We start from the raw sequence: 25,072 nt of genomic DNA on the forward strand, positions 1-25,072 counted from the left end.
GCTAGCTCCCCTCGTCGTCCACGATCCAGGTATCCTTGCTGCCGCCACCCTGGGATGAGTTTACGACAATAGAACCCTTGCGCAATGCGACGCGGGTCAGGCCTCCGGTCGTGACATAAACATCATTTGGCGAACTGAGAATAAATGGTCGCAGATCAAGATGCCGCGGTTCGGCCCGGTTATTGACCAGGGTTGGTGCCGTGGACAGGGTCAGCATGGGCTGTGCAATATAGTTACGCGGATCCTTGCGTATCAGTTTTTTAAACTGTTCCCGCTCCTTAGCGGTGGCATGCGGGCCAATCAACATCCCGTAACCGCCTGACTCATTAGCCGGTTTCACCACCAGTTCCCCGATATGCTCCAGCACGTAATCCTTATCCTTCTTATCCACACATTTATAGGTAGGTACGTTGCCGACCAGAGGCTCCTCATCAAGATAGTAGCGAATAAACTCCGGGACAAACGCGTAAACCACCTTGTCATCGGCCACACCCGCACCGGGCGCATTGGCCAGGGCAACATTGCCTGCCTTCCAGGCACGGATCAGTCCCGGCACCCCCAGATAGGAGTCTGGATGAAACACCTCCGGATCCAGGAACAGGTCATCGATACGCCGGTAGATCACGTCAACCCGCGACAAGCCATCGACCGTGCGCATATAGACGCAATTGTCTTTCTCCACCAGCAGATCACCGCCCTCCACCAACTCGGCACCCATTTGCTGGGCAAGATAAGCGTGTTCAAAATAGGCCGAGTTATAAATACCGGGGGTGAGTACAACAATTTCCGGCCGTTCGGTTTCCCGAGGAGACAGTGCGGCGAGCATGTCGTAAAGCTTGGAGGGATAATCGTCAACCGGAAGTATATTCTGGTTCTCGAACAGATCGGGAAACACCCGCTTCATTACCTGACGGTTTTCCAACATGTAGGATACACCGGAAGGAACCCGCAGATTATCCTCCAGCACATAGATGACACCATCTTTATCCCGCACCAGATCAGAGCCACAGATGTGTGCCCAGATGCCACCCGGCGGATCAATGCCGATACACTGTTTGCGGAAGTTGACGGAGTTCTCCAGCAGACCAGCGGGAAACAGCCCTGCCTTAACGATATTCTGGTCGTGGTAGATGTCATCAATGAAACAGTTGAGTGCCCGAACCCGCTGCTTGAGCCCGGTTTCCACCTGGGTCCATTCCGACTTGGGGATAATGCGGGGGATAATATCGAACGGCCAGGCCCGATCAATTGAGCCCTCTTCCTCACTGTACACCGTAAAGGTAATGCCCATGACGCTGATGGCCATTTCGGACGCTGACTTGTACTCTTCAATCTCCTGATCTGAAAGATCCCGCAGATATTGGCAGAGCGCCAATGCCGCGGGTCTCGGTTTCCCGGTTACGCGAATCAGTTCGTCGTAGAACCCCTTTACCTTGTAACTGCCCCAACGAATAGTCATACAGTGTCTGCAATCAGTTGCTCACTTTGGTCCACCATACCGTAGTTCAGAAAGGATGGCCAAGCGAAATCCCGTTAGTAAAAGCCAAGTATCTGTTACTATTCTAGTCCAATCTGGACCTACCGCCTGGAGTAAAGAATGACCTACTGTCTTGCAATCAGTGTCAATGAAGGCATTGTGTTTGCATCCGATTCACGTAGCAATGCCGGGGTCGATTACATTCGCACCTGCTCTAAAATGCACCGTTTTTTCTGGGCCGGGGACCGCATAATCGTGCTGCTGTCCGCGGGCAATCTGGCCACAACCCAAGCGGTGGTCAACGCCGTCCAGCGTGACCTTGACGACCCCAAGGCCAAGTTCAATCTGTTAAAGGCAAAGCATCTCTTCGATGTCGCCGACTATGTCGGTGATCTCAGTCAGAAAGAGCAGCATCATCATGGCCCTGCGATCGAAAAAAGCGGCGGCAGTGCCGGTGCCAGTTTTATCCTGGGCGGTCAGCTAAAGGGTCAGGAACATGACATTTACCTGATCTATCCAGAAGGCAATTACATCAGCGCCTCTGCTGAAACACCCTATCTGCAGATTGGAGAAAACAAATACGGCAAGCCCATACTTGATCGCGTGATTACCATGGATTCATCGCTGAACAACGCAGCCCGCTGCGCACTGGTGTCGCTGGATTCAACCATGCGCAGCAATATTTCCGTGGGTCCGCCATTCGAACTATCGATGTATATCGGGGACAGCCTGGAGGAGCCAAGACAGTCATCTCTGAAACTCGCTTCACCCTATTACAAATCACTGCAGAAATCGTGGAATGAAGGACTCAAACGGGCGTTTACGCGCCTCCCAAAGTTTGACTGGGAATGAAAAAATCACGCGCTGAACAGTAACCGTGGAGTGGGGCATCCGTGCAAGCCGCGCGGACTTCTACTGCCCTTTACTGATCACGATGGCATGCACAAAGGCGAGTTTTCTTATAATGAAGTCAGTCAACACAAAAGGATAGGCGTCCGGCAATCCCATGCTGCGATTCATATCATTCAGGGCAACGGTAAAATTACTCCACTCATTCACCAGATCATTGATAGAAACCGATGACAGATACTCGGCATTGAACTGTTGTGACTTTGCTGTATGCTGGCCGGTATTACCCAGATCAAAACCGTAATCGTTGGCGGTCTCCATGCTGTCGATCATGTGCAGATAATGTGCCCAGGTCTCTGCCCAATCCTCCCAGGAGTGGGCGCTGGCGTAGCCACTGATCCAGTTGGTCTGCCAATTCGCCACCGGGCCATTGGCGTAGTATCCCTGCATCACGTCACCATAACCGATACGCTCATCGCCGAACAGCGCGCGAAACTCTTCGATATGCGGTGAATTTCGCAGCAGGACATCCCAGTAGTAGTGCCCCGATTCATGCCGGAAGTGACCCAGCAGGGTCCGGTAACTTTCATTCACATGCGCGCGTGTCTGCTCGCGGGCTACCGGATTCGCCTCGGCGATATTCAGGGTGATAACACCGCTTTTATGTCCGGTAAAAACCGTATCCTGCAATGGCATTTCCTGTGCGAACTCGGAATAGCCCTGATCCTCCATCAAGTGAAAGGCCAGGCCGAATTGTGGATTCTCCTCCCGGTTGACAATGGGCAACTCCAGCCACAACAGACTGTATAGCAGTCGTCGTTTGGCCTGCTCGATCAAACCCCAGAGCTTGAGATTATCCGGATTACTCAGGTCGGGAATAATCTCGGAGAGACGGCAAGAGAAGCAGTAAGCATGGCTGTCCGCCTCCGCTACCATCCAGTTGCAGACATGGTGTTGATCATAGTTCCGGCATTTTCTATAACGGCGATCGTTAGCCATGGCCAGCCAAACTGCTTCGCCGACCGGTTTGAGTGCGGTTAGCGTGCGCAAGTCCGGCAGAAATCCCAGCTCATGTCCACAACTCACGCACAGGGAATTTTCAAAGTGCAGACGGGCACCACACTGGCAGGTGTAGGTTTTCATAAGTCCATTCTAGTCGCGACATTGCCCAGAGTATATTAAATGCTGCCCAAGGTTCAGCCAAAACGGGCGCAACCATGAAGAAAACGGCACCCACCGACTATCTTACCCGATGGCCAAATTCCGGTTGCTTGTTGAATGTCAGGTCATGCATTGCTGGAGTGAATCTATTCAGTACATCTCACATCGGGAGCATCTACAGAGCGATCTGCCAGGCCAAACCAGCGAGTACGTAACCGGGACAGAGTCTTTCCCATGTCCTGCTGGCGGATTCTTTACAGGTTTGTTACCACTTCTCAACCCGAGCCAACAGCTCGGCAAACTGGACGGCTGCCGCGTATGGGCTCTTGGCAACTGAATCCCGGAAGATGTGAAGTGACGGCCTGACGCTATCCGCAGTGGTAGCACCCTGTATCGCGGTTGCCTGGCGGGATACCGACTCCTGCGGCCTGGTTTGATCCGGATCTGAAAATAGCTCCGCTTCATCCGCATTATGCCTAATCGTCCATTCGCTCACGGCGCGCCGAATAAACGCGCGGGCTACGTCCTTATCCATCACTTGAAGATGAAACAAGGCCTGTTTTTGCCAATCGGCATCCTGATCCGCTGCGACCTCATCCAGGGCACTCTGCCCTGCTTGCTGCAAGCCGATTCCGAAGGGTTGATTCATCTCACGCAGATAGTCGCTGAACGTCTCCGAATCCCGGCCTTGATTCTCCAGCAACCGGATCAGTCGTTCGGCGATCACACGGATACAGCGACTGGCCAGACACTCCGGCTTGCTGAGCATAACCGGCTGCTGTTTCCTTATCGAAGCCTGAACATGATGATCCTGCAGCACGTAACCCAGATAGCCTACCTGCAGCTGCAGATACTGTTCCGTGGCCTGCTTAAACCGTTTGAAGGCGGTTCTCGCGGCGTGCAGATCAGATACCATGTTGACCACGATATAGGCAGTTCCACTAAATCCGTACCGCTTGGCCATCTTCAAGAACGAAAAGGCATCCGTCAGTGAGGTCGGCTCCGGCGTAATGACCAACACCGGACAGGCGGCCGCCAGAAAGAAGTTGAGTTGACCGGTACCAACACCAGCCGCCGAATCGACCAGAATCACATCATTTTGCCGCTCAATATCCCTCAGGCCACTCAGCAGACGCTCCTGCTGCTGGGGCACCAACTCAAGGAACTCGGCGATTCCACTGGCGGCTGGAACGATCCGCAGGTGGTCGGAAACCGGCAACAGAATCTCGTCAAGGCGCTTATGTCCATTGACATATTCGCGCAGCGTTTGCAGGGGGTTAATGCCAAACAGGATATTGATATTCGCCAGATTGGTATCCGCATCGAACAGGCAGACCCGCCTTTTCATCTGCCCTAAAGCAACACCGAGATTGGCGGAGAGCGTACTTTTACCGACACCACCTTTGCCGCTGGCGATCACAACCATTCTGTTAATTGCATCACATTTTTGGCTTTTTATTCCCACTGATCCGCCAAAGGTATCGTGAATAGTTGCTTTTGTCGCTCTCATTTGTCCAGAAATTGTACAGAATTCCTTTCTATGTCATTGACTTATGGTTAATAATTGGTGCAGGATGTGATGTCATGAATGAGGCACCACTTGTCAGCATCGAAAAACTCAATCTGGGCAGACTTCCCTCTGTCCCGCAGGTATTGCTCAGATTAATCGAAGCCTGCCATCAAGTCGACGTCAGTTTTCAGGATCTGGCAGAAATAATTCAGCAGGATGTCGCTCTCACCGCCAAGATCACCGCCGTCTGCAACTCCGCCGCCTACGCACAATGGAACGATGACAGGGACTTCAACCGGCTGCTGGTGGTATTGGGGCTGAACAACATTAAAACCATCGCCATTAACGCCGCGGTGCATCAGTTCTTCTCTCAGTTCAATGTCCAGGCCGGAAAGGGCCTTGGTATGGTCTGGTACAAATCACTCTGGTGTGCCCATGCGGCCAGATCCCTGGCCACATTGACCAGCTATGAGTTTCCCGACGAGGCCTATCTGGCCGGTTTGCTGCACAAGCTCGGCCAACTGGTGTTTCTCAACAATCAACCGGAAGCCTATGGTGATCTGCTGCTCAAGCCTCACTCCGACCTCAGCCTCACCGAGCATGAACGTGAACTGTTCGGCGCCGCTTATCACGAAGTCAGTGCGCTGGTGGTGCGCGAATGGGACCTGGAGTCCTTCCTCAGCGATGCCCTGCTCTATCAGAATGAACCGGCCGATCGTCTGCTTGAAGCACCGCGTTTGGTACGCTTGACCAACTTCACCCATAAGCTGAGTGATCCGGGCATTGATAGCGACATCCTCCATGCCGAAGCAGAGCTGCTGTTTGGCTTGACCCCCTCCGTCGTCGACAGTCTTAAACAAGATATAGAGCAACAGGTTCATAAGGCGGCCGATGGTCTCGGAATTCATCTTGAAAAAGGCGTGGAAGGCCGAATTGAGGTCCAGGTTGAAACCGAGGATGTTCGACTCGAACTGGCCCGCCGGGTGCGTGAATTCGCCCTGCTTAGCGGCATCAACCTGGAGCCGGGCAATGAAAAGGATTTACAGGAGTTCCTCAGGTCGATCCTCGATGAACTGAATATCCTGTTCGGGATGGATCGCAGCATTCTGTTCCTCGCTGATACCGAAAAGCGGCATCTCAAGGGGGTCGCTGCCCGTGCCGTCAGCAACACACTGATTGCGGAATTCAACATCCCTATTTCCGAAGGCCGGAGTCGCGTCGCCCAGGCACTGATAGCAGGAACAATCCAGGAACCGATCAGACCGCTGAGTTCAAATCCCGCTTCACTGATTGACCGGCAACTCGCCAGAACCCTTGAGCGGGAATGTCTGCTCTGTATTCCACTGATCACCGGCTCGCATCGAATTGGAGTGATTGCGGTAGGACTACCTGAGCCGGAGCAGGATCAGCAAGCGCACCACTTAAGCTTCCTGCCTCTATTCGCAACAACCGCTGCGGGAAATATCCATACACACCGTGATATCGAAAGAAGAACCGAGGATCTACTAGAAAATACGCGTCAGTGGCACCAGCGTGAAGCAAGAAGCATTGTCCATGAAATCAACAACCCACTGGGCATAATCAATAATTATCTGCATGTACTTTCTGCTAAATTTAAAGAAGATCCCTCTATTTCCGACCACCTGAAAATTATCAAAGAGGAGATTCAGCGGGTTGGTGATATTGCTTTGCGATTACGCGACATCGGCGATCCTCAACACGTTGCATCCTACTCGGTGGATATCAACGAAGTAATCGGCGATCTGGTAGAGATATTTCAGGCCTCCTACTTCCAGACCCACAAGATTACCGAACATGTGGAACTGGATAAGAAACTGCCGGCCATTCAGATCAGCCGGGCAAGCCTCAAACAGGTGGTCACCAATCTGGTAAAAAATGCTGTCGAGGCGATGGCCGATGGTGGAGAAATCTGGATCCGAACGCACGACCATATCAATATCGGGGGACGGGAATACGTCGAGTTGAGCATTGCGGATAGCGGACCTGGTATTCCCCCGGATATCATGGGTAAACTGTTTACCCCGTTAGATAGCACAAAAGGCGATAACCACTCAGGTTTAGGATTAACCATTGTAAAAAACCTCATTGATGAGCTGAAAGGGAGTATTAGCTGTAGAGGTCGCTCAGGGGGTGGAACTGAATTCTTCATCCACCTACCTCGTCGTTTAGGGGACGAGTAACAAGGGGAAGATACAATGATGAAGTCCACGGAATCCTGGCTGGGGAGCGACTTTTTGCCCCAGCTAACCGGTAGGACCACCAATTCAGCCCAGAATGAACCGGCCAGGATTCTGGTGGTGGATGATGAGGTTCGCATGCGCGAAAGCGTTCGTGATCTCCTTCAGGCCTACGGACATTCGAGCATTATCGCCGCAAACGGGCATATTGCGCTGGATATACTGCGTGAGAAACCCATTGAACTGGTCCTGCTGGATCTGAACATGCCGGAAATCTCCGGGCTGGAGTTTCTGGAACTGCTTAAAGCCGACTTCCCCGGCATTGATGTGGTGATTGTCAGTGGCGAAGCGACCTTCGCAAACGCCACCGAAGCCCTCAGGCATGGAGTCCACGATTTTCTGCGCAAACCGTACAATCCGGTTGAACTCCTCGGCATTATTGAAAATGTACTGAAAAAACGTAACCTGGAACGGGATTTCAAACAGGTCCACCAGAGACTCGAAGCGTCCGAATACCGTTATCGTTTCATTGTCGATAACTCTCCGGATATCATCTACATGCTTGATGAGGCAGGTTACTTCTGCTTTGTGAATGATCGCATCAGCCAGCTGCTGGATTACCAGAAAGATGATCTGATTGGACATCATTACTCAGAAGTGGTGCACGAAGAGGATATAGAGAAGGCAAAATATGCCTTTGCCGAACGTCGCACCGGTGACCGCGCCAGCCGAAACGTGGAATTCAGACTGCGCTGCAGGGATAATGCTCAGCCCAGCCGTTATTTTGAGAGCCGCTCTGTCTCCATCGAGCTGAACTCAATGGGCATCTATCGCGACACCGGTAACAATAGTGAAAAATGCTATGTCGGAACCTATGGTGTCGCGCGGGATATCAGTGAGCGCAAACGGGCAGAAGAGATAATAAACTTCCAGCTCTATCACGACCTGTTGACCCAGTTACCCAACCGGGCACTGCTGCGGGACCGCCTCGGACTGGCCATTTCCCAGGCCAAGCGGAGCAGCAGTCAGCTGGCACTGATGTATCTCGACATGGACCGGTTCAAGGTAATCAACGACTCACTCGGTCATGTCGCCGGCGATCAGTTGCTGCAGACAGTTGCCAACCGCCTGCGGAACAGCCTGCGGGACAGCGATACCCTGGCCAGAGTCGGCGGTGACGAGTTCAATCTGTTGGTACCTGAAGTGTCCGGCAGGGTCGACGCCATTCGCTTGGTGGAGAAGGTCCTGGACAACCTGAAAGCGCCCATTTTCATCGACGGGGTTGAGGTATTCGTCAGCTTTAGTATCGGCATAGCACTGTTCCCCGATGACGGGGAAACCATGGACACTTTGATCAAGCACGCCGATATCGCCATGTATCATGTCAAACGACACGGCAAGGATGGCTACGAGTTCTTTTCCAACAGTATGAAAGCGACGGCCGACCAGCATCTCTCGCTGGACACCGGACTCCGGCGCGCCATAGATGAAGAGCAACTACAGGTCTATTTTCAACCGCAGATCGACCTGCAGTCCGGCATTGTTTCCGGAATGGAGGCATTGTTACGCTGGAAGCATCCCGAAGCAGGCAATATCAGCCCCACGGAGTTCATCCCAGTAGCGGAAGAGAACGGCCTGATCAATGAGATCGGCATGTGGGTGCTGGATGCCGGTTGCGCGGAATTGAGTAAATGGCGAAAGGCCGGGCATGATCAGCTAAAGCTGGCGGTCAACGTCTCTTCAAAACAGTTGGCGCAAGCTGATTTCGAACATCAGGTGTTCAATACTCTGACCAAACATGGGATTCCCGGCTCCGCGCTTGAGCTGGAAATCACAGAGAATGTACTGATCCAGGATATGGATCAGGTCATCAATAAACTGCGGCAATTGCACGCTGCGGGTATCTGTATCGCCGTTGATGACTTCGGCATCGGTTACTCCTCACTGGGCTACCTGCAATCCCTCCCACTGAGTACACTCAAGATTGACCGCTCCTTTGTGAGCGGGATACGCGCCACCAGCAGCAGAAACTCTATCGTCACCGCCATTATCGCCATGGCCAAGGAACTGGGGCTGGGGATTATAGCGGAAGGGGTGGAAACGGAGATTCAGCATCAGCAGCTCAAGCGGCTCGGCTGTCCCCACGCCCAGGGCTTCCTGTTCAGTCGACCCATGCCAAAAGAACAGGCCGGACTGTTTCTGAAAAAAGGCTATCTGTAGCGGCGCCAGCACTAACAAACAGAGCATCACTACCCCGGCGAGTTTTCGTCATCGACTCCAGCCGAATAAGCCCTCGGTTCACACCTGACGATGCAATGCCATCACCGCGGCCCAATACACACATCCTGTCGCAATACCCACAGCTTATACCATTGTTTCCAAATGGTTTATAACGCAACTATTTTATAAACTCACATGGCCGGACGGGTATACTATCGGATCGTCACTATCCAGGTATGCCGATGTCCCCTTCTCCATCACACATCAAAGTTCTGTTTGCAGGCGTCATGAGCCTGATCCTTACCCTCGGCATTGCGCGTTTTGCCTATACGCCGCTACTACCGATCATGCAATCCCAGACCGGACTGGGCGATGCCACCGGCGGATGGCTGGCGACCTTTAACTATTTCGGCTACATGGGGGGCGCACTGATAGCTGCCTCTATCAGCAATCTGCAGATTAAGGACACCCTCTACCGTATCGGCCTGGTCCTGGCACTGGTCACAACCGCCGGAATGGCCTTCAGCGAAAGCATGTGGCTCTGGGGTATTATGCGTTTTCTGGCCGGCCTGAGCAGCGCTGCCGGACTGCTTATAGGTTCAGGTTTGATCCTCAACTGGCTGATCAGGCATAACCACCGAATGGAGCTCGGTATTCATTTCAGCGGCATTGGCCTGGGCATCGTTTTGAGCGCGGTAGCCGTTGACCTGATGGCCAGCCATCTCAGCTGGGACCAGCAGTGGCTGGCTCTGACGGTGATTGGGCTAGTCCTGTTCATCCCTGCGTGGGGATGGCTGCCCCGTCCCGACAGCAGCCCGTTCACTACCAGCGGTGTGAAAATGGAAGACCGACCTCCCCCTCGCAGTTGGACAATCCTGCTGTTCAGCAGTTATTTCTGTGCCGGTTTTGGCTATGTTATTAGCGCCACATTTCTGGTGGTGATCGTGGAAGCCGAACCCGCACTGCAGGGAAACGGTGAATTGGCCTGGCTGGCAGTCGGACTGGCGGCGGCACCTGCCTGTTTTATTTGGGATCGTATCGCCAGAAAAACCGGCGAGCTGAAAGCATTGGCATTGGCATTTGCGCTGCAGATCATCGGCATCATCCTACCTACCCTGTTCGATGCCAATCTCTTTCTGGTGCTATTCAGCGCCGCACTTTATGGCGGCACCTTTATCGGCATCGTCAGTCTGATGCTGACGATGATGGGTAAGTTCTATCCGACAAAACCGGCCAAACCGATGGGCAAACTGACCCTCAGCTATGGCGTAGCCCAGATCGCCGCTCCGGCGCTCGCCGGTACCCTGGCTGAAACATCCGGGACCTACAACGGCTCGCTTTATCTTGCCGCCATTATCATGGGTGTCGGCCTGCTACTGATACTGCTACTGGCATTCAGGGAACCCGGAAAACTACAGGCGGGATTTAATTGATTCCGCCGGACTGATTTGACAAAGGTTTACCATTAATCTGTATAGATCCGCTTCCATCAAACAAGAAGCTGGTAAGATTGGCAGGTAATTGATCAGAAAGCCGAATTCAACCCTGGGCAACTGGAGTAGAACAATGCGTTGGCGTGGTCAGAAACAGAGCAGCAATGTGGAGGATCGACGAGGCAATCGCGGCCCCTCTGTCGGTGGAATCGGCGGTCGCGGTGGCATGCTTAATCTGCTACCGATGATCTTCAAGCTGTTTGGGCTCAAGGGTGGCGTGGTCGCTATCCTGGCGCTCGGCGCCTATGGCATCTTCACAGGGAATCTCGGCGGCATGTTGGGTGGAGACAGTATTCAGTCTGCTGACCCACAGCCATCAGGTCCGGTCAAGCAAAGTGCTGCAGAAGAGGAACTGGTCAGTTTTGTTTCAGTCGTCCTGGCTGACACCGAAACAACCTGGCACGAGCTATTCAAACAGATGGGTGATTCCTACAAAGAGCCAAAACTGATACTTTTTCGCGGCGCGGTGCGCTCCGCGTGCGGCTTGGGTCAGGCGGCAACCGGACCATTCTACTGCCCTTCCGATCAGAAAGTTTATATTGATCTCAGTTTTTATAACGACCTGAAAAACCGCTTTAAAGCACCGGGAGACTTTGCACAGGCCTACGTGATTGCACATGAAGTTGGACATCACGTACAGACGCTACTGGGCATCTCAAACAAAGTACATCAGGCAAAACGCTCCCTCTCCCAGACTGAGGCAAATAAGCTATCGGTACGACAGGAACTACAGGCAGATTGTTTTGCCGGTATCTGGGCGCATCATGCTGATCGCTCAAGGCAATTGCTGGAACAAGGCGATGCAGAAGAGGCATTGACCGCGGCGAGCGCCATAGGAGACGACCGCCTGCAGAAACAATCACAGGGTCATGTGACACCGGATTCATTTACCCATGGTCGGTCGACCCAGCGCGTCGCGTGGTTCAACAAGGGCTTTCGAAGCGGCACATTAAAAGAGTGCGATACATTTTCCGCAGCAACGCTGTAACGAGCTGATGACTCGATGCCCACAACTGCGAATATATAAACTATTCAATCGCTGCCATCACTATCTCTTATTATTTGCTTTTCCCAGTTATATGGTAGGTTATTAGCTGAAAATACCGCCCGCACCACCGTTCAAACAAGGGAGTACCATGCGACCAGCCGCGATATCGGCCATTCTGGACCGTGAATACCTGAGTACCGAGCAAGGCCACCACACACCCGTCATGCTCTGGGGACCACCCGGTGTGGGCAAGTCACAACTGGTCAGCCAGGTGGGTAATCGCCACCAGGTGCCGGTAATAGATATACGCCTCTCGCAGATGGAGCCAAGCGACCTGCGCGGCATTCCATTCCGTAGTGGTGAACGCGTTGAGTGGGCCGAACCGGCGCTGCTTCCACATGCCGACACACAGGGTGAACGGGGTATCCTGTTTCTTGACGAGATCACGTCCGCACCACCGAGTGTCTCCGCCGCAGCCTATCAATTGATTCTTGACCGGCGTCTGGGCGAATACTCCGTACCGGAGGGATGGGCCATTTTTGCTGCTGGAAACAGGCAAGGCGACCGGGGGGTCACCTACACCATGCCGGCTCCACTGGCCAACCGGTTTACCCATTTTGAAGTGGATACCCATCTGGATGACTGGGTCGCCTGGGCCTATGATAACCGTATTGATGAACGGGTGATCGCATTTCTGCGCTTCCGCCCCGAGCGGCTATTTGATTTTGATCCCGCCCACAATCCGGTAGCCTTTCCCACTCCCCGCTCATGGGAATTTGCCCATCGCGGGCTGCAAAAGTTCGGCACATTACCGGATCTGCTTTGCGATACCCTGCAGGCCTGTGTCGGGCCGGCGGCAGGGATCGAGCTGGCGGCCTTTGTTAACAACCTGGATAAACTGCCCGATATCGACGCCATACTGGAGGGTGAAGCGGTTCTTGTGCCAAACGAGATAGACCTGCAGTACGCTGTCGCTTCCGCCCTGGTCGCGCGGGCCGTCAAAGCCCGGGGCAGCGACAACGAACAGAAGGTGTATGGACGTATTCTCGAATATGCCGGCCGATTCCCCCAACGGGAGATGGGCATCATGCTGGTTTCGGATATGCATCGCGCCATCGGTCAGGATCTGTTCGGCATACCAGAGTTTGCTCCCTGGGCCGAGGCAGTCGCCGATGTGATGCTTTACGATCTGTAGCACAAGGCCGAAAAAGGCAGACGATGAGTGAGATTGAAACAAAACTCAGCGCCGCCAGGACGCGCCTGATTCTGGACAAACCGTTCCTTGGCGCCCTGGTCCTGCGCCTGCCCATGCTCAAAGCAGATCCCTCCTGGTGTCAGACTACCGCGACGGATGCACGCGCCTTTTACTACAATGTCGATTTCATTGATGCCCTGACCCTGGAACAGACCCAGTTTGTCCTGGCCCATGAAGCACTGCACTGCGCGCTCTCCCATTTCGCCAGGAGAATGCACCGGGATAAATATCGCTGGGATATCGCCTGTGATCTGGCGATCAACCCATTACTGATCGCCGAACAGCTGGAGCCCTGTCCCGGGGCCCTGCACCTGGTTGAATTTGAGGGTATGACCGCCGAAGAGATTTACCCTTGCATCGCCGAGAGTGATCAGATGAACACCCATGATCACCACATTTATGATCGGAGCGACTCCAGTCCCGGTGGCAGCCCGGGTAACGGCGGAGACAGCCCGAAAGATCAACCACCTTCGGGAAAAAGTGCCGATCAGCCCGGGCAACAGCCGGCGGAACCACAACCGGCGGCAAACCGCCAGCCTGCTTCAGACTCATCACCGACAGGCGCCAGACAACCCGACCCGCTGTCACCGGTTGAGCAGGCACAACTGGCCGTGCAATGGACCCAGCGTTTGGCCGGCGCGCATCAGCAGGCAATACAGGCCGGCAAGATGGGCGGTGAACTGGGACGCATGATCGGCCACCTGCTGCAACCGCAAATTCCCTGGCGCATGCTGCTTGCCAAATACATGACCGCTACCGCCCGGGAGGATTACAACTGGGCCAGGCCATCACGCCGGGAGGGCGATGCCATACTCCCGAGTCTGCGCAGCAGCGAATTGAAAGTGGTGATCGGGCTGGATACCAGCGGGTCTGTCAGCCATGAAGAGATGCGCCAGTTCATTTCAGAAATCGACGCCATTAAGGGGCAGGCCAATGCGCGTATTACCCTCCTGGCCTGCGATGCCGTCCTGGCCCCTGACGGCCCCTGGATTGCCGAACCCTGGGAACAACTCCAGTTGCCCCATGCGTTCAAAGGTGGTGGCGACACCGATTTCAGACCGGTGTTTGAGTGGGTTGCACAACACGATGCCCACTGCGACCTGCTGATCTATTTTACCGATGCCCAGGGCGATTTCCCTGAACACGAACCGGCGATGCCGGTGATCTGGCTGATCAAAGGCAAGGCGGAGATCCCCTGGGGTCAACGCATCCAGCTCAATTGAGGACCGCAGGTTACATGGAACTGACACACGAAGATCTGCTGCGCCTGAACGTGCTTGCCGTCAACGCCGATGCCATTCGTATCAACGAGAACAGCATGGAGGTATATGGCAAAAAGGGCGAAAAAGAGCTGAGAGTTATCCTGCACCCCGACGGCAATCCGGACAGGTATCTCAAAAAAGTGCGCGAACTGCTCGCCGGAATCGCACTTGACTCCCCCGGCGGTTATCCCGTTTTTATTCAGCGCTGGACACGCATGGGACAAGTTGAAAGCACCCGGATGTCCAGCCTGCTGAAACTGGCGGAACCGGAGGCGGTCATGGCGGTAGTCTGTTCGCCGGGTTTGACCAATGAACTCGCCCAATTGGCTTGGTGGTGTGAACCACAAGCCGAGTATGCCAGACGAATGCTGGAACAACCGGCCGTGGCGGCTGGTTCGCTGGCGCCGGAACTGGCTGCCTTTCTGGTGGAACATCTTCCCTTTGAGACCGAACCTCAACAAATGCTGGAAACTGTGCGCCTGGTACTCCAGCCGGGGTTGATTGATGACAATCTCAAACAGCGGCTTTGGAACAGGGGACGCTCCTCGAAGAGCTATCGGGTGGGATTCCTGGAAACAGTCCCTGACGAGCTGCCTGACCAGTTGCCACCCAGAAACGACCTGCAATCCTATCGTTCTGCAATAGCACCGTTGACGGATCAGGGCAATCACTACGCCATACTCATAGAGAAACTGCTGGACAGTCGTGGCCAGACATTTGCCAATGCGGTGATTGACGTGGTGTCGCGTCCGGCCAACCAGGACGTGGTCAGCAGCCTGTTCAAAGCCGTAGGCAACTATTTTTCCAGCGCCCGGTCCCACACCGGTGAACTGCGCGAGATCAGTGAAATTGATCGCGTGGTCGAATCGTTGATAGCTGACAATGACGGCCCCCTTTTCCAATTATCGAAAAGACTTCCCGAATTGAGGGCGGAAATACACGCCATGCTGTTTCTGGCTCATATGGATGACAGCGTCCTTACGCCTATCCTCAGTCTGACGGACGCTGTAGGGTCGGTCATGCGAAAAAAAATCCAGCCTGTTTCACAACCAATGGTTCGGCATCTGGCCTGCCTGTTGGGACGTCAAGGCTGATCTTCATCCATTACACAACAGCTAACGCATTGATATTGAATACTATTAATATTTTTATTAAATAGTTGTTTACTATTTTAGTAATTTCTTATATTCTTACTCACAGTTAAGGCGAGCTGTAGCGCTTTACAGAACAAGACATATACTTAATCAAGGTTTTCAGGAGAGATACCCATGAACAAATTTGCAAAGATTGCTGCTGTTGTCGCCATGTTGTCCGCATCCGCCACTGCTTCTGCCTGGTGGGGCGGCGGTCCCTGGAATGGAATGGGCAACGGTATGGGAGACGGTACCGGTGATTTCAACATGAACTTCAGCGGCCGCAGCAATGCCTATACCCGTGGTAACGGCTATGGCTATGGCAACCCCTACTATGGTGGTTACGGCGCACCTTACGGCTATGGTGCTCCTTATGGCGCGGCTCCTTATGGTGCAGCTCCTTATGGTTACGGCGCACCTTACGGATACCCGGCACCAGGCGCACCAGTAGCTCCGCAGGCACCTGCCGCTCAATAATTGGTCATCTGGTCACCATGTGATCAAAGGATGCAAGCACAGGGATGTGCCGATTGTAAGAGTTCCGTTAAGAACTGTGCAGAACTTCATTTTCCCCGAGTCCGCAGGTAGGACTCGGGGAAAATGAACTACCCTTCTCTGTCATCAACCCACTAAGGTTAATACAATGAAAATCACCAAGTTAATTGTAGCGATTGCCCTGACCACAACCTGTATGACCGCTAGCGCCTGGTGGGGCGGCAATCCCTGGAATGGAAATGGATTCGGCAACGGTCTTGGTGACGGTTCCGGAGATTTCAACATGAGTTTCCGCGGTCGCGGCAATGCCTATACCCACGGTAACGGTTATGGCTATGGTAACCCCTACTATGGCGGCTATGGTAACCCCTACTATGGTGGCTATGGCGCACCTTATGGTGCCGGTGTCCATCCTTATGGACCTGTCGCTCCTCCACCCGCCTACATGACCGAAGAACAGCAAAAGGCCATGCAGGCCCAGCATCAGGCGATGCGCGAAGCCATGGAAGCCCAGCGCAGCCAGTTTCAGCAATCAGCACCCGGACAGCCGCCATTTGCCTATCCCATGGCGCCTTTCAACTCGGACAATCCCGAGGCGAACGCCCAGCGGGAAGAGATGATCAAGCAGATGGAGGCACAGCGTGCCGAGATGCAGAAGCAGCGCGAAGAGCGCCGCGCCGAGGCACAGAAACAGATGGAAGCCCGTCGTGCGGAAGCACAAAAACAGATGGAAGCCCAGCACGAGGCAATGCATCAGGCGATGCAGGAACGTCGCGCCAAGCAGCAGTAATGTAAAAACAAGTGCGGTGCGGGCCGCGTGCCCGTATCGCACCTCCCCAACTTCAGCCTCCGGATTCTGGCGTATTTTTCGGGGCACTCTCCTCCCACTGGCGACGCAAACTCTGCAGTTTCTGCTTATAGGCGTCAGCGTCACCATAGTCAAAGAACTTATCAACCCGGTGATGCGGGTCCGGAGTACGCCGCGCATGTTTTATCGGGCACCAGTACTGTTCCGTGCGCGCGCTGATCTCCCGGCAATACTCCACCACACCATTGCCATAACTGCAGTACAGACAATTCAGCTTTTCGATGGCGTTCAGATAGGAGAGTTGCAGCCGGTCCACGCTCATATAGTCGGACCGGCGGACCAGCGGGATACCATAGATCCTGAAGCAGGTATGCTGGTAAAGAGTGATCATCAGATCCAGTAAAGCCAGCGGCACAATAACACTGTAGATGATCGGTGCAGAGAGCACGTGCGCAAGCCTGGCGCCAAGAAGATAACGCCAGAGTCCGATTCGCTGTTGGCGTTGTAACGCCTTGAAGCCCTGCTCGAACCGAACCTTTCCCTGTTCAAGAGTATAATGAAACTGCCGACGCTTCTCCTTCAGCAGTTGGTCGATCTCTATTTCCAGTTCGGCCTGCAGCTTCTGCAGACGCCCCAGAATCTCTTCCAGCGTCGGTTTTGTCATGGTATTTCCTTCGGGAACCGGGACAATCTTTGGCTGGGCAGTATGGCATAGATATCGACCGGGTAATATTCAGCTTGCTCCGGGGTCGTAACCGTACCGTAATGTTAAACATGTCCGCTGATTTTGGCATGCAGCGGCTTGGTCTGATTGAACCGATCCTTCTGTTCCTGAGTGGCCTCCTGTTGATATTTCGCCTTCCAGGCATCGTAGGGCATACCATAGATGGCTTCCAGCGCCTCATCCTTGGTGATGGAAATACCCTGTGCATCAGCTGCCGCCTTGTACCATTTCGAGAGGCAGTTCCTGCAGAAACCGGCCAGATTCATAATGTCGATATTCTGCACATCGGTCCGTTCTCGAAGATGACCTACCAGACCACGGAATGCAGCCGCTTCCAGCTTGATTCTATCCATTTCATTCATAAACGCCTCCAATCTCGGTTCATCTGCATATGGATCTAATCTAACCCTTTGTTCAGAACCAAACAAAAGGGAAACCACAAGGTTATTTCACAGCAAAATTATTCCGTCCCATTCAGGCACCATTCAGCCATCAGGTCGTAGTCTTTAGGCGTACCGGGAAAATACAGAGGAGAATCGGAATGAAACTTTTAACCAAGGCGTTGATCATCACCTCACTATCACTTGCAGTCGTGACGCAGGTCCAGGCAGGAGGCCGACACGACGGAAGTGGCTTCGTGAAAAATCAGGATAGCCAATACCAACAAAGGCAAGTTGGTTGGAATTCCCATCGTGATGACCGTTTTACTCACCGCGAGAAAAAAATCATCCGGCATCGACACGGGCATTCCCACAACCGGGCCTGGCATCACCGCTTGAATAGTCAGTATCGCCCAAGCAGACAATACTGGAACCATTACGGCAGGCCGGGCCATCGATACGATTACGGCCACTCTTCCGGGACCATTATTTTTCGCTGGTGATCATGGCAACCGATGACCCGGAGTTTTGCCACTCCGGGTCATTTAAAGGAACGGGTACATCCCGGGCAGAACGCTTTTCTCTGAGAAAGGCGAGCCAGTACCAGCCCAGGCTGTTGAACCAGCAGATCGCCGCTGTCCACAGGTCATGAGATATGAAGTGGGCGCCGCGTATCTGCTGGGTGATGCCAAATATCAGGCCCATGGTGATCCCGGTTATCAGACCAAGGCGTTTCCATTCCGGTCGTAACACGGCAAGGAAGAAATAGAGCGCCAGGAAAGTATAGCCGGCACCGGCATGCGCCGCCGGAAAACACTTACCATATTTGAAATCGCCCGGGTGTGGTTCGAATAGCCCGAGATACGGATGCTCTCCCCCATAGCGCAACAGATCCCAGGGGCAATCGACATGGGTAAGCTCCTTACCGATGCCAACCAGTAGTCCGGACAGGGGCATCACCAGTGCGAGATACCAGATTGCCCGGCGGTAGGGTCGCATACGGGTAACAAACTGACTGATAATGGCAACCGCAAACAGGATCACCGCGAGTATCTTCACCAGCGCCTTGGCGTTGGTATGCAGGATGTCGGAAAACAGCACGCTGTTCTTCAGCGTCCAACCGGGCCCACCCGCCTGGTAGATCAGATCCGCAATATAGAGATCCAGTGAACTGATCTCCAGCAACCCCACCAGTAGCACAAACAGCAACAGTGGCAGAACCAGATGGTTGCGTACGAAATTATTATTGTGTTGCATTATTGAGTAACCGCTGGCGGTTCCCAGGCATTCAGGTGCTGGGAAAATATGTAACTGGCCCCCTGATAATAGGCGATATCCCGCTCGATATCGGCATCCGGCGCAACAAGCGTGGTCTCTACAGGCGCTGATGCATTCGGATTGACCTGCCTGGTCATGCGCCGTTTTGGGCTGAGGATCGATAGTCGGTTGTCGGCATACAGACCCAGCTTCTGATAGTTACCGATCAGCGCCCGTTCATCCTCCGGCTGCATGGTCAATATGTTCTTGCCAAAAAAGGCCGAGTCATAATCCATATTCAACAACGCCAGCAGAGTGGGCGCCACATCGATCTGGCTCGACAGGGTATCCACCTTTTGCGCCTTAATATGTTCAGGGCTGTAGATCAGCATGGGAATATGATACTGCCTGACCGGCAGGGCAACCTTGCCCGCGCTACCGGAGGTATGATCGGCGACAATGACAAACAGGGTATCCTTGAACCAGGGCTTCTGCCGCGCCTTTGCAAGCATCTCGCCAATCGCCCAGTCGGTATATTTTACCGCGCCAGGCCGGCCACTGCCGGAGGGAATATCAATACGACCATCCGGATAGGTATAGGGTCGGTGATTGGTTGTGGTCATCAGATGAAAAAAGAACGGCTTATCGGCCCGATACGCAGAGTCCGCCGCCTTGATGGCCTGGGCATACAGGTCGTCATCTGCCATGCCCCAGGCGTTGGTAAAGCCCATTTCACTGTCCGGCGTACTTGACTGATCGATAATGCCGTAACCATTACCCGCAAAAAAGGCATTCATGTTCTCAAAATAGCCGCGCCCGCCATAGATGAATTCGACGTCGTAGCCTTTCTGTTTTAACACATTACCGATCGACCAGAGATTTGTCTCATGCCCTACGCGCTTGACAATGGAACGTCCGGGTGTCGGCGGTATTGACAAGGTGACGGCTTCCAGCCCCCGGGTAGTCCGGGTGCCGGTGGCATACAGATTGGTAAACAGCATGGACTGGCCGGCCAGACGGTCCAGATTTGGCGTCAGATGCTCGGTATTGCCGAATACACCAAGATAATCGGCACTCAGGCTCTCAACCATTACCAGAAATACATTAAGGTGTCGCTCGCTTCCCGGGTTATCAATATACCGCCGGATATCGAAGCTCGGGGCAACGGCCGCTCCCTGACTGATCTCCTTCTGCAGGAGCGAGGCGGCCTTTGAGTCCGGCAGCGTCTGATAGAACTTGTAATAATCCAGCTCATTGTTCCGGAAGGCGGCAATAAACTGATAGGGGCCGTTGCTGGCCAGCTCATTTTGATAGCTGTTATTGGACAGTTCACGCAGATCCTGATTAACCAGCAAAAAGCTCACCACCGGTAGCAGCAGTATCCCACCCGCATAGACCACGCGTTGCCGGAATGTCTCCCGAACATCAAGAACAGCCTTGATCCTGTCAGCAATCAGCCAGTATACAAACAGACTGACAACAAAAATGGCGCTGAGGTAGAGCGGTAACGGGTAAGACTCGCGGATGTTATCCGTCACTTCACGCCGGTACACCAGATAATCCACGGATATAAAATTGAAACGAACACTGAACTCATCCCAGAACAGCAGCTCTGCCGCTACAATAAACCCGAGGCCATATATGGTCGCAAAGATCGCAAGTTGCACAAGACCACGGTTCAGTCTAGTTTTCCAGATCCGTTCAGGTATTAACAACAGATACAGGGTAACCGGTATCAGCGCATAACTATAAAATGCCAGATCGTAAATCAGCCCCAGAAGATAGACCTTCAAAAATGCTATGATCGACAGGTCGGCTTCCGGGAATGCCGCCACCAGCAGCAGAGTTCGGGTAATAAAGAAAGCGGCCAGCGCGATTAACAGAATATAGCCAATCAACGAATATCGGCTGTTGGAGTGTCGTGCCTGCATCAGAATTTATCTCATGGTAAGAATTGAGGATTTATCCCGGCGAGACTACTTGCAAAAGATTAAGGAAAACTTAAGGCTGTTAAAGCCTAATAGCGGATTTCTTGGGCTGCGAAATTGATGGACGATAATAATGCGGGTACTACTGGTTGAGGACGACCAATTGTTGGGTGATGGGCTGAGCGTCGGCCTGGAGCAGATGGGCTACACCGTCGACTGGATAACCGATGGAAATCAGGCGGAAGCCGCCCTGCAGGATAATGCCCTGGATCTGGTGATCCTGGACATTTCGCTTCCAGGACAGGACGGGCTGACACTGCTGCGCAGAATACGCCAACAGAACAACCCTATCCCAGTCCTGTTACTGACGGCGAGGGACAGCCTGAATGACCGTGTCCTTGGACTGGATTCCGGTGCCGACGATTACCTGCCCAAGCCATTTGATCTGGAAGAGCTTGCCGCGCGCCTGCGCGCCATATCCCGGCGCCGCGCCGGGCGTGGCTCTCCCCTGCTCAGGCATGGCGCTATTACCCTCGACCCGGCCGGCCGCACGGTTCATCTCAATGACCAACCGGTCACTTGCACTTCACGGGAGTACGCCATTCTGGAGGCGTTGTTGATTCACAGCGGCCAGGTACTGTCACGGCAACGTCTGGAGGAGGCGCTTTACGGATGGGACGATGGGGTGGAGAGCAATGCCATAGAAGTCTACATCCACCACCTGCGAAAAAAACTCGGCAAGTCCACCATTCAGACCATCCGTGGAATGGGTTACAAAATCCCCAAACAGGCCGATGGCAATGTCTAGGAAGGTATCAATCCGCAAGCGGCTGTTACTGAGTCTGATCGGACTGATAGGCATCACCTGGCTGGGTATTTTTATTCTGGTCAACCAGGACGCGACCCATGAACTGGAGGAGATCTACGATGCCAGTCTCGCGCAGAATGCACGGATTCTGTTTGGGTTGCTGCAGCAGGAGATCAAGGAAGGTGAAGTGGAATTGATTCGCAATATCGAGCTGAACAGCAATTTTCAACATGACTATGAGCTGAATATCGCGTTCGCTGCAAATCTGGGCCGTCTTATTATCCAGTCGAAAGATGCCCCCGATTTCCTTACCGAGCTGCCGGAAGGCTTCAGCGACTACACATTTGATGGGGAAAAATGGCGTGTATTCACCCTCCGGGACAGGGAGACCGGACTGGTCATCCACACGGCACAAAAGCTTGCGGCGCGCGAAGAACTGGTCGCCTACCTGATCAAGGATACACTCTCAATCATCATGCTGGTGCTGCCGCTACTGGGACTGTTTATCTGGCTGGGCATCAGTCGCAGCCTGAGGCCATTGAAACAACTGGTGGATGAGGCGGGCGCCATGGACCCGCACTCACTCCGTCTTTTCAATATTGATCATGCACCGGCTGAAATTTCTCCCCTGATCAGGGCACTCAACCGGTTACTGCAACGCCTCAACCACGCTATTGAAAATGAGCGCCGCTTTACCGCGGACGCCGCCCATGAGCTGAGAACCCCGCTGGCCGGACTCAAGGTGCAACTGCAAGTTGCGCTACGGGCAACGGATGAACAACAAAAGACCAAGGCGATGAACAAGGCGCTGCAGGGCATCGACCGAACCACCCACCTGGTCAACCAGTTGCTGACCCTGGCGCGGGCTGACCGGGAAAGCGCCACCACACTGACTTTCCAGTCCGTCGATCTGGTCGGGCTTTCCCGGGGAGTGATCACCACCCTGAAGGAGGACGCCCGACAACACCGCATCCGCCTGGAGATGGATTCAGCGCAACCCGAATATCCAATCAATGGCGAGCCGACCATGCTGCAGATCATGCTGCGAAACCTGCTGGAAAATGCCATTAAATACACCCCCGGTCCGGGTGCAGCCGGCATCCGGATTACCCAGGACGCCGACCGGATCCGACTGGAGGTATGGGATTCAGGAACCGGCATTTCCAGCGAGACGCTCGATCTGATGTTCCAGCGCTTCCGGCGTGGGGCACAAAGCGGTCCCAACGGAAGTGGCCTGGGCCTGTCCATTGTCAAACGCATAGCGGAGATTCATGATGCCGAGATCGACGTGAATCATACCGACACTTCGACCGGGTTTCGCATCGGCATCCTGTTCCAGCCATTCAGATAGGCAAAACACACCCTTTCCACAGCAGGTGCACCGCCTTGGCAATCTTAAAGATCCAGGCCGACCCTGGTAGTATGGAACTGAGCCATGACCCGGTTCAGTTGCTCGATCTCCTCACTAATCTGCGCGTTGGAGTTGACTGTCTGGCGTGCGGCCTGTCTGGTATTTTCTGCCACCTCAGCAATACTGACAATCGAGCGATCCACTTCCGCGGTCACCTGGCTCTGCTGTTCGATGGCAGTAGCGATCTGGGTACTCATATCCCGGATAGTAGTCACCATGCCGACGATCTTCTCCAGGGCAACACCGGCCTCCTCGGTCTGCTCCACACTCTGGTGTGCGATCTCACGGCTCTTGCCGATCGCCTTGACCGAAGCCGTTGCCTGACTCTGTAATCGTTCAATGATATCGCGTATCTTGCCGGTGGACTCCTGAGTGCGCTGCGCCAGGGTGCGAACCTCGTCCGCCACCACGGCAAATCCACGCCCCTGATCACCGGCACGGGCAGCCTCAATAGCGGCGTTCAGAGCCAACAGGTTGGTCTGCTCGGCAATACTGGTAATCACCTCAAGCACCTGCCCCACCTGCTGGGTATCACTCTCAAGGATGTTGATGGTGGAAGCGGCCTCTTCAACCTGCTGCGCCATGCTCTGAATACCACTGCGGGTATGATTGACAATGGTCTGGCCGGTTCTCGCTTCCTGATCCGCCTGTGACGCAGACTCGGCCGCCTGGCTGGTATTGCGCGCCACCTCCTGTACGGTTACGGTAATTTCATTTATTGCAGTGGCAACCTGGGTGATCTCCTGTTGCTGTTGAGTCACCCCCTGATCGGTACTATTCAGCGTCTCGGTCGCCCTGGACGTCGCCTCGCTGACCTTATCGGCAACCTGACATACGCCTTTGATCATCTGCCCCACCTGTTGCAGCATGTTGTTATAGGCGGTATAGGCGAGCCCGATCTCATTCTGGCTGTCCAGGCAGTCAATCGGTTTGGAGAAATCACCCTTACTCACCTCCCCAAGATGAGTGCGCAGTTGATCGATCTCCTTCATCAGCACGGTCATGCCGAACACCCGACCCAGCACCACCAGCAGCAGAATGATTGAGGTCATGACAAAGGCGATAGTCTGTTGCAGCGCGACCGAGTCGTTGGCTGCAGTGGCCATCATACCCACCGCTTTGTTCATCTCCTTCAATACCTGAACCGACTGTTTCTGAATCGCCGCCAAACCGGCATTGTCCGGACTTGCCGCATACTGGGTAATTACCTGCTTGTACCCCGACCAGAGCTGCTCCACGAGTTTGAGTTGCTCAAGAATCAGCGCATCTTTCACCGGGAGTATATTTTGTGCTTCATCACCCTCAAAAAGCGCTTTGTGAGAGGATTCAAACAGATTGATCGTCTTCTCCATCACCTCGCGGCTCTCAGCCTGCTGGGCCACCAGCATCGCCTCTTTGGCCAGCCGCTGGCTCAACATCCGCTGCCGGCCGGCGACATCAATGGAGTTGGAATTCACCCCCAGACTCAGATAGATGGTGATCACCGAGATAAGGGCGCAGAGGAAGATCAGGATATAGGAGAACAGGAACTGGCTGTTGATGGAGCGAATACCGACAGCCGATAACAGCCAGCGAATAAGATGGGTTATGGACTCACGCATGAGGAGATCCCCTGACAATTGAAATTTTCCAATTCTACCAACCGGGCTATTCCATTAATTCCGGGCAAATAATCATTGTCTGTTGTATCGACAAATCAGCCTGATCCTTTAGTC

Annotated in this window: 21 protein-coding genes; 13 read left to right on the top strand and 8 right to left on the bottom strand. The window is 53.8% G+C overall.

From position 1 onward, the window contains the following. Window position 1 precedes the first annotated feature (1 nt). A complete protein-coding gene (locus ACHZBF_RS10275; protein ID WP_029132728.1) occupies window positions 2-1,459 on the bottom strand; it encodes a circularly permuted type 2 ATP-grasp protein in 1,458 nt (485 codons plus the stop codon). Between the two features lie 138 nt (window positions 1,460-1,597). Here ACHZBF_RS10275 and ACHZBF_RS10280 point away from each other — a divergent pair, with 138 nt between their 5' ends. Then, complete coding sequence (locus ACHZBF_RS10280) at window positions 1,598-2,329, top strand: hypothetical protein (RefSeq protein WP_029132727.1); 732 nt, start codon at window positions 1,598-1,600, stop codon at window positions 2,327-2,329. Between the two features lie 60 nt (window positions 2,330-2,389). On the opposite strand, the gene ACHZBF_RS10285 is transcribed toward ACHZBF_RS10280, so the two are convergent. Both ACHZBF_RS10285 and ACHZBF_RS10290 read right to left on the bottom strand, forming a co-directional pair. Continuing rightward, window positions 2,390-3,469, bottom strand: a complete 1,080-nt coding sequence (locus ACHZBF_RS10285; protein WP_029132726.1) for a zinc-binding metallopeptidase family protein — start codon at window positions 3,467-3,469, stop codon at window positions 2,390-2,392. A gap of 283 nt (window positions 3,470-3,752) precedes the next feature. Then, window positions 3,753-4,913 carry a P-loop NTPase gene (locus tag ACHZBF_RS10290; RefSeq protein ID WP_273437405.1) on the bottom strand — a complete coding sequence of 387 codons (1,161 nt, stop codon included), beginning with the start codon at window positions 4,911-4,913 and terminating at the stop codon, window positions 3,753-3,755. Window positions 4,914-4,978: 65 nt separating this feature from the next. Between ACHZBF_RS10290 and ACHZBF_RS10295 the strand changes: the two genes are divergently transcribed. From ACHZBF_RS10295 to ACHZBF_RS10335, 9 genes are all read left to right on the top strand, one after another. Further along, window positions 4,979-7,198: an HDOD domain-containing protein gene (locus tag ACHZBF_RS10295; RefSeq protein ID WP_394707567.1), complete on the top strand. Its 2,220-nt coding sequence runs from the start codon at window positions 4,979-4,981 to the stop codon at window positions 7,196-7,198. Between the two features lie 15 nt (window positions 7,199-7,213). Continuing rightward, the gene (locus tag ACHZBF_RS10300; RefSeq protein ID WP_051301899.1) at window positions 7,214-9,415 is read left to right on the top strand and encodes a putative bifunctional diguanylate cyclase/phosphodiesterase; all 2,202 of its coding nucleotides are present in this window, start codon (window positions 7,214-7,216) and stop codon (window positions 9,413-9,415) included. A 287-nt stretch (window positions 9,416-9,702) separates the two neighbouring features. Then, complete coding sequence (locus tag ACHZBF_RS10305; protein ID WP_245621679.1) at window positions 9,703-10,848, top strand: YbfB/YjiJ family MFS transporter; 1,146 nt, start codon at window positions 9,703-9,705, stop codon at window positions 10,846-10,848. A gap of 133 nt (window positions 10,849-10,981) precedes the next feature. Then, window positions 10,982-11,896, top strand: a complete 915-nt coding sequence (gene ypfJ / locus ACHZBF_RS10310) for a KPN_02809 family neutral zinc metallopeptidase (protein WP_029132723.1) — start codon at window positions 10,982-10,984, stop codon at window positions 11,894-11,896. A gap of 148 nt (window positions 11,897-12,044) precedes the next feature. Then, window positions 12,045-13,091: an AAA family ATPase gene (locus ACHZBF_RS10315; RefSeq protein ID WP_029132722.1), complete on the top strand. Its 1,047-nt coding sequence runs from the start codon at window positions 12,045-12,047 to the stop codon at window positions 13,089-13,091. 23 nt (window positions 13,092-13,114) lie between these two features. Next, window positions 13,115-14,374 (top strand): vWA domain-containing protein, encoded by a 1,260-nt coding sequence (locus tag ACHZBF_RS10320; protein ID WP_321528368.1) that lies wholly within the window; start codon window positions 13,115-13,117, stop codon window positions 14,372-14,374. 14 nt (window positions 14,375-14,388) lie between these two features. After that, a complete protein-coding gene (locus ACHZBF_RS10325) occupies window positions 14,389-15,507 on the top strand; it encodes a hypothetical protein (protein WP_029132720.1) in 1,119 nt (372 codons plus the stop codon). A gap of 174 nt (window positions 15,508-15,681) precedes the next feature. Next, window positions 15,682-16,023: a sulfur globule family protein gene (locus tag ACHZBF_RS10330; protein WP_029132719.1), complete on the top strand. Its 342-nt coding sequence runs from the start codon at window positions 15,682-15,684 to the stop codon at window positions 16,021-16,023. Between the two features lie 166 nt (window positions 16,024-16,189). Then, window positions 16,190-16,831 carry a sulfur globule family protein gene (locus tag ACHZBF_RS10335; RefSeq protein WP_273437399.1) on the top strand — a complete coding sequence of 214 codons (642 nt, stop codon included), beginning with the start codon at window positions 16,190-16,192 and terminating at the stop codon, window positions 16,829-16,831. A gap of 52 nt (window positions 16,832-16,883) precedes the next feature. On the opposite strand, the gene ACHZBF_RS10340 is transcribed toward ACHZBF_RS10335, so the two are convergent. Together ACHZBF_RS10340 and ACHZBF_RS10345 are read right to left on the bottom strand one after the other, a co-directional pair. Then, on the bottom strand, window positions 16,884-17,513 hold the full coding sequence (locus ACHZBF_RS10340) for a hypothetical protein (RefSeq protein WP_037374776.1): 630 nt from the start codon (window positions 17,511-17,513) through the stop codon (window positions 16,884-16,886). A 104-nt stretch (window positions 17,514-17,617) separates the two neighbouring features. Continuing rightward, on the bottom strand, window positions 17,618-17,935 hold the full coding sequence (locus tag ACHZBF_RS10345; protein ID WP_029132718.1) for a DUF1244 domain-containing protein: 318 nt from the start codon (window positions 17,933-17,935) through the stop codon (window positions 17,618-17,620). Between the two features lie 179 nt (window positions 17,936-18,114). On the opposite strand from ACHZBF_RS10345, the gene ACHZBF_RS10350 reads away from it, so the two are divergent. Next, a complete protein-coding gene (locus ACHZBF_RS10350; protein ID WP_157606742.1) occupies window positions 18,115-18,456 on the top strand; it encodes a hypothetical protein in 342 nt (113 codons plus the stop codon). Here the strand turns inward: ACHZBF_RS10350 and ACHZBF_RS10355 are convergent. Then, a complete protein-coding gene (locus tag ACHZBF_RS10355; protein WP_273437393.1) occupies window positions 18,440-19,210 on the bottom strand; it encodes a phosphatase PAP2 family protein in 771 nt (256 codons plus the stop codon). The two genes, ACHZBF_RS10350 and ACHZBF_RS10355, sit on opposite strands and share 17 nt — an antisense overlap. After that, window positions 19,210-21,141: an LTA synthase family protein gene (locus ACHZBF_RS10360; protein ID WP_321528369.1), complete on the bottom strand. Its 1,932-nt coding sequence runs from the start codon at window positions 21,139-21,141 to the stop codon at window positions 19,210-19,212. Before ACHZBF_RS10360 ends, ACHZBF_RS10355 begins: the two co-directional genes overlap by 1 nt. Before the next feature lie 130 nt (window positions 21,142-21,271). Between ACHZBF_RS10360 and ACHZBF_RS10365 the strand changes: the two genes are divergently transcribed. Together ACHZBF_RS10365 and ACHZBF_RS10370 are read left to right on the top strand one after the other, a co-directional pair. Next, window positions 21,272-21,946 carry a response regulator gene (locus tag ACHZBF_RS10365; protein ID WP_273437391.1) on the top strand — a complete coding sequence of 225 codons (675 nt, stop codon included), beginning with the start codon at window positions 21,272-21,274 and terminating at the stop codon, window positions 21,944-21,946. Further along, window positions 21,939-23,297: an ATP-binding protein gene (locus ACHZBF_RS10370; protein ID WP_321528370.1), complete on the top strand. Its 1,359-nt coding sequence runs from the start codon at window positions 21,939-21,941 to the stop codon at window positions 23,295-23,297. Before ACHZBF_RS10365 ends, ACHZBF_RS10370 begins: the two co-directional genes overlap by 8 nt. Before the next feature lie 44 nt (window positions 23,298-23,341). Here the strand turns inward: ACHZBF_RS10370 and ACHZBF_RS10375 are convergent, their stop codons facing one another. Further along, window positions 23,342-24,958: a methyl-accepting chemotaxis protein gene (locus tag ACHZBF_RS10375; RefSeq protein ID WP_321528371.1), complete on the bottom strand. Its 1,617-nt coding sequence runs from the start codon at window positions 24,956-24,958 to the stop codon at window positions 23,342-23,344. Window positions 24,959-25,072: the final 114 nt, after the last annotated feature.

Origin of the sequence: Sedimenticola selenatireducens (assembly GCF_963675335.2) — a bacterium.
In the GTDB taxonomy this organism is placed as follows: Bacteria; Pseudomonadota; Gammaproteobacteria; order Chromatiales; family Chromatiaceae; genus Sedimenticola; species Sedimenticola selenatireducens.

Bases quoted from the DNA above. Each gene is read 5' to 3' on its own strand.
- ACHZBF_RS10370 (WP_321528370.1), top strand. From the start codon at position 21,939: ATGTCTAGGAAGGTATCAATCCGCAAGCGGCTGTTACTGAGTCTGATC.
- ACHZBF_RS10330 (WP_029132719.1), top strand. From the start codon at position 15,682: ATGAACAAATTTGCAAAGATTGCTGCTGTTGTCGCCATGTTGTCCGCA.
- ACHZBF_RS10305 (WP_245621679.1), top strand. From the start codon at position 9,703: ATGAGCCTGATCCTTACCCTCGGCATTGCGCGTTTTGCCTATACGCCG.
- ACHZBF_RS10365 (WP_273437391.1), top strand. From the start codon at position 21,272: ATGCGGGTACTACTGGTTGAGGACGACCAATTGTTGGGTGATGGGCTG.
- ACHZBF_RS10325 (WP_029132720.1), top strand. From the start codon at position 14,389: ATGGAACTGACACACGAAGATCTGCTGCGCCTGAACGTGCTTGCCGTC.
- ACHZBF_RS10280 (WP_029132727.1), top strand. From the start codon at position 1,598: ATGACCTACTGTCTTGCAATCAGTGTCAATGAAGGCATTGTGTTTGCA.
- ACHZBF_RS10285 (WP_029132726.1), bottom strand. From the start codon at position 3,469: ATGAAAACCTACACCTGCCAGTGTGGTGCCCGTCTGCACTTTGAAAAT.
- ACHZBF_RS10340 (WP_037374776.1), bottom strand. From the start codon at position 17,513: ATGACAAAACCGACGCTGGAAGAGATTCTGGGGCGTCTGCAGAAGCTG.
- ACHZBF_RS10375 (WP_321528371.1), bottom strand. From the start codon at position 24,958: ATGCGTGAGTCCATAACCCATCTTATTCGCTGGCTGTTATCGGCTGTC.
- ACHZBF_RS10300 (WP_051301899.1), top strand. From the start codon at position 7,214: ATGATGAAGTCCACGGAATCCTGGCTGGGGAGCGACTTTTTGCCCCAG.
- ACHZBF_RS10355 (WP_273437393.1), bottom strand. From the start codon at position 19,210: ATGCAACACAATAATAATTTCGTACGCAACCATCTGGTTCTGCCACTG.
- ACHZBF_RS10360 (WP_321528369.1), bottom strand. From the start codon at position 21,141: ATGCAGGCACGACACTCCAACAGCCGATATTCGTTGATTGGCTATATT.
- ACHZBF_RS10275 (WP_029132728.1), bottom strand. From the start codon at position 1,459: ATGACTATTCGTTGGGGCAGTTACAAGGTAAAGGGGTTCTACGACGAA.
- ACHZBF_RS10315 (WP_029132722.1), top strand. From the start codon at position 12,045: ATGCGACCAGCCGCGATATCGGCCATTCTGGACCGTGAATACCTGAGT.
- ACHZBF_RS10320 (WP_321528368.1), top strand. From the start codon at position 13,115: ATGAGTGAGATTGAAACAAAACTCAGCGCCGCCAGGACGCGCCTGATT.
- ACHZBF_RS10335 (WP_273437399.1), top strand. From the start codon at position 16,190: ATGAAAATCACCAAGTTAATTGTAGCGATTGCCCTGACCACAACCTGT.
- ACHZBF_RS10345 (WP_029132718.1), bottom strand. From the start codon at position 17,935: ATGAATGAAATGGATAGAATCAAGCTGGAAGCGGCTGCATTCCGTGGT.
- ACHZBF_RS10350 (WP_157606742.1), top strand. From the start codon at position 18,115: ATGAAACTTTTAACCAAGGCGTTGATCATCACCTCACTATCACTTGCA.
- ypfJ (WP_029132723.1), top strand. From the start codon at position 10,982: ATGCGTTGGCGTGGTCAGAAACAGAGCAGCAATGTGGAGGATCGACGA.
- ACHZBF_RS10290 (WP_273437405.1), bottom strand. From the start codon at position 4,913: ATGGTTGTGATCGCCAGCGGCAAAGGTGGTGTCGGTAAAAGTACGCTC.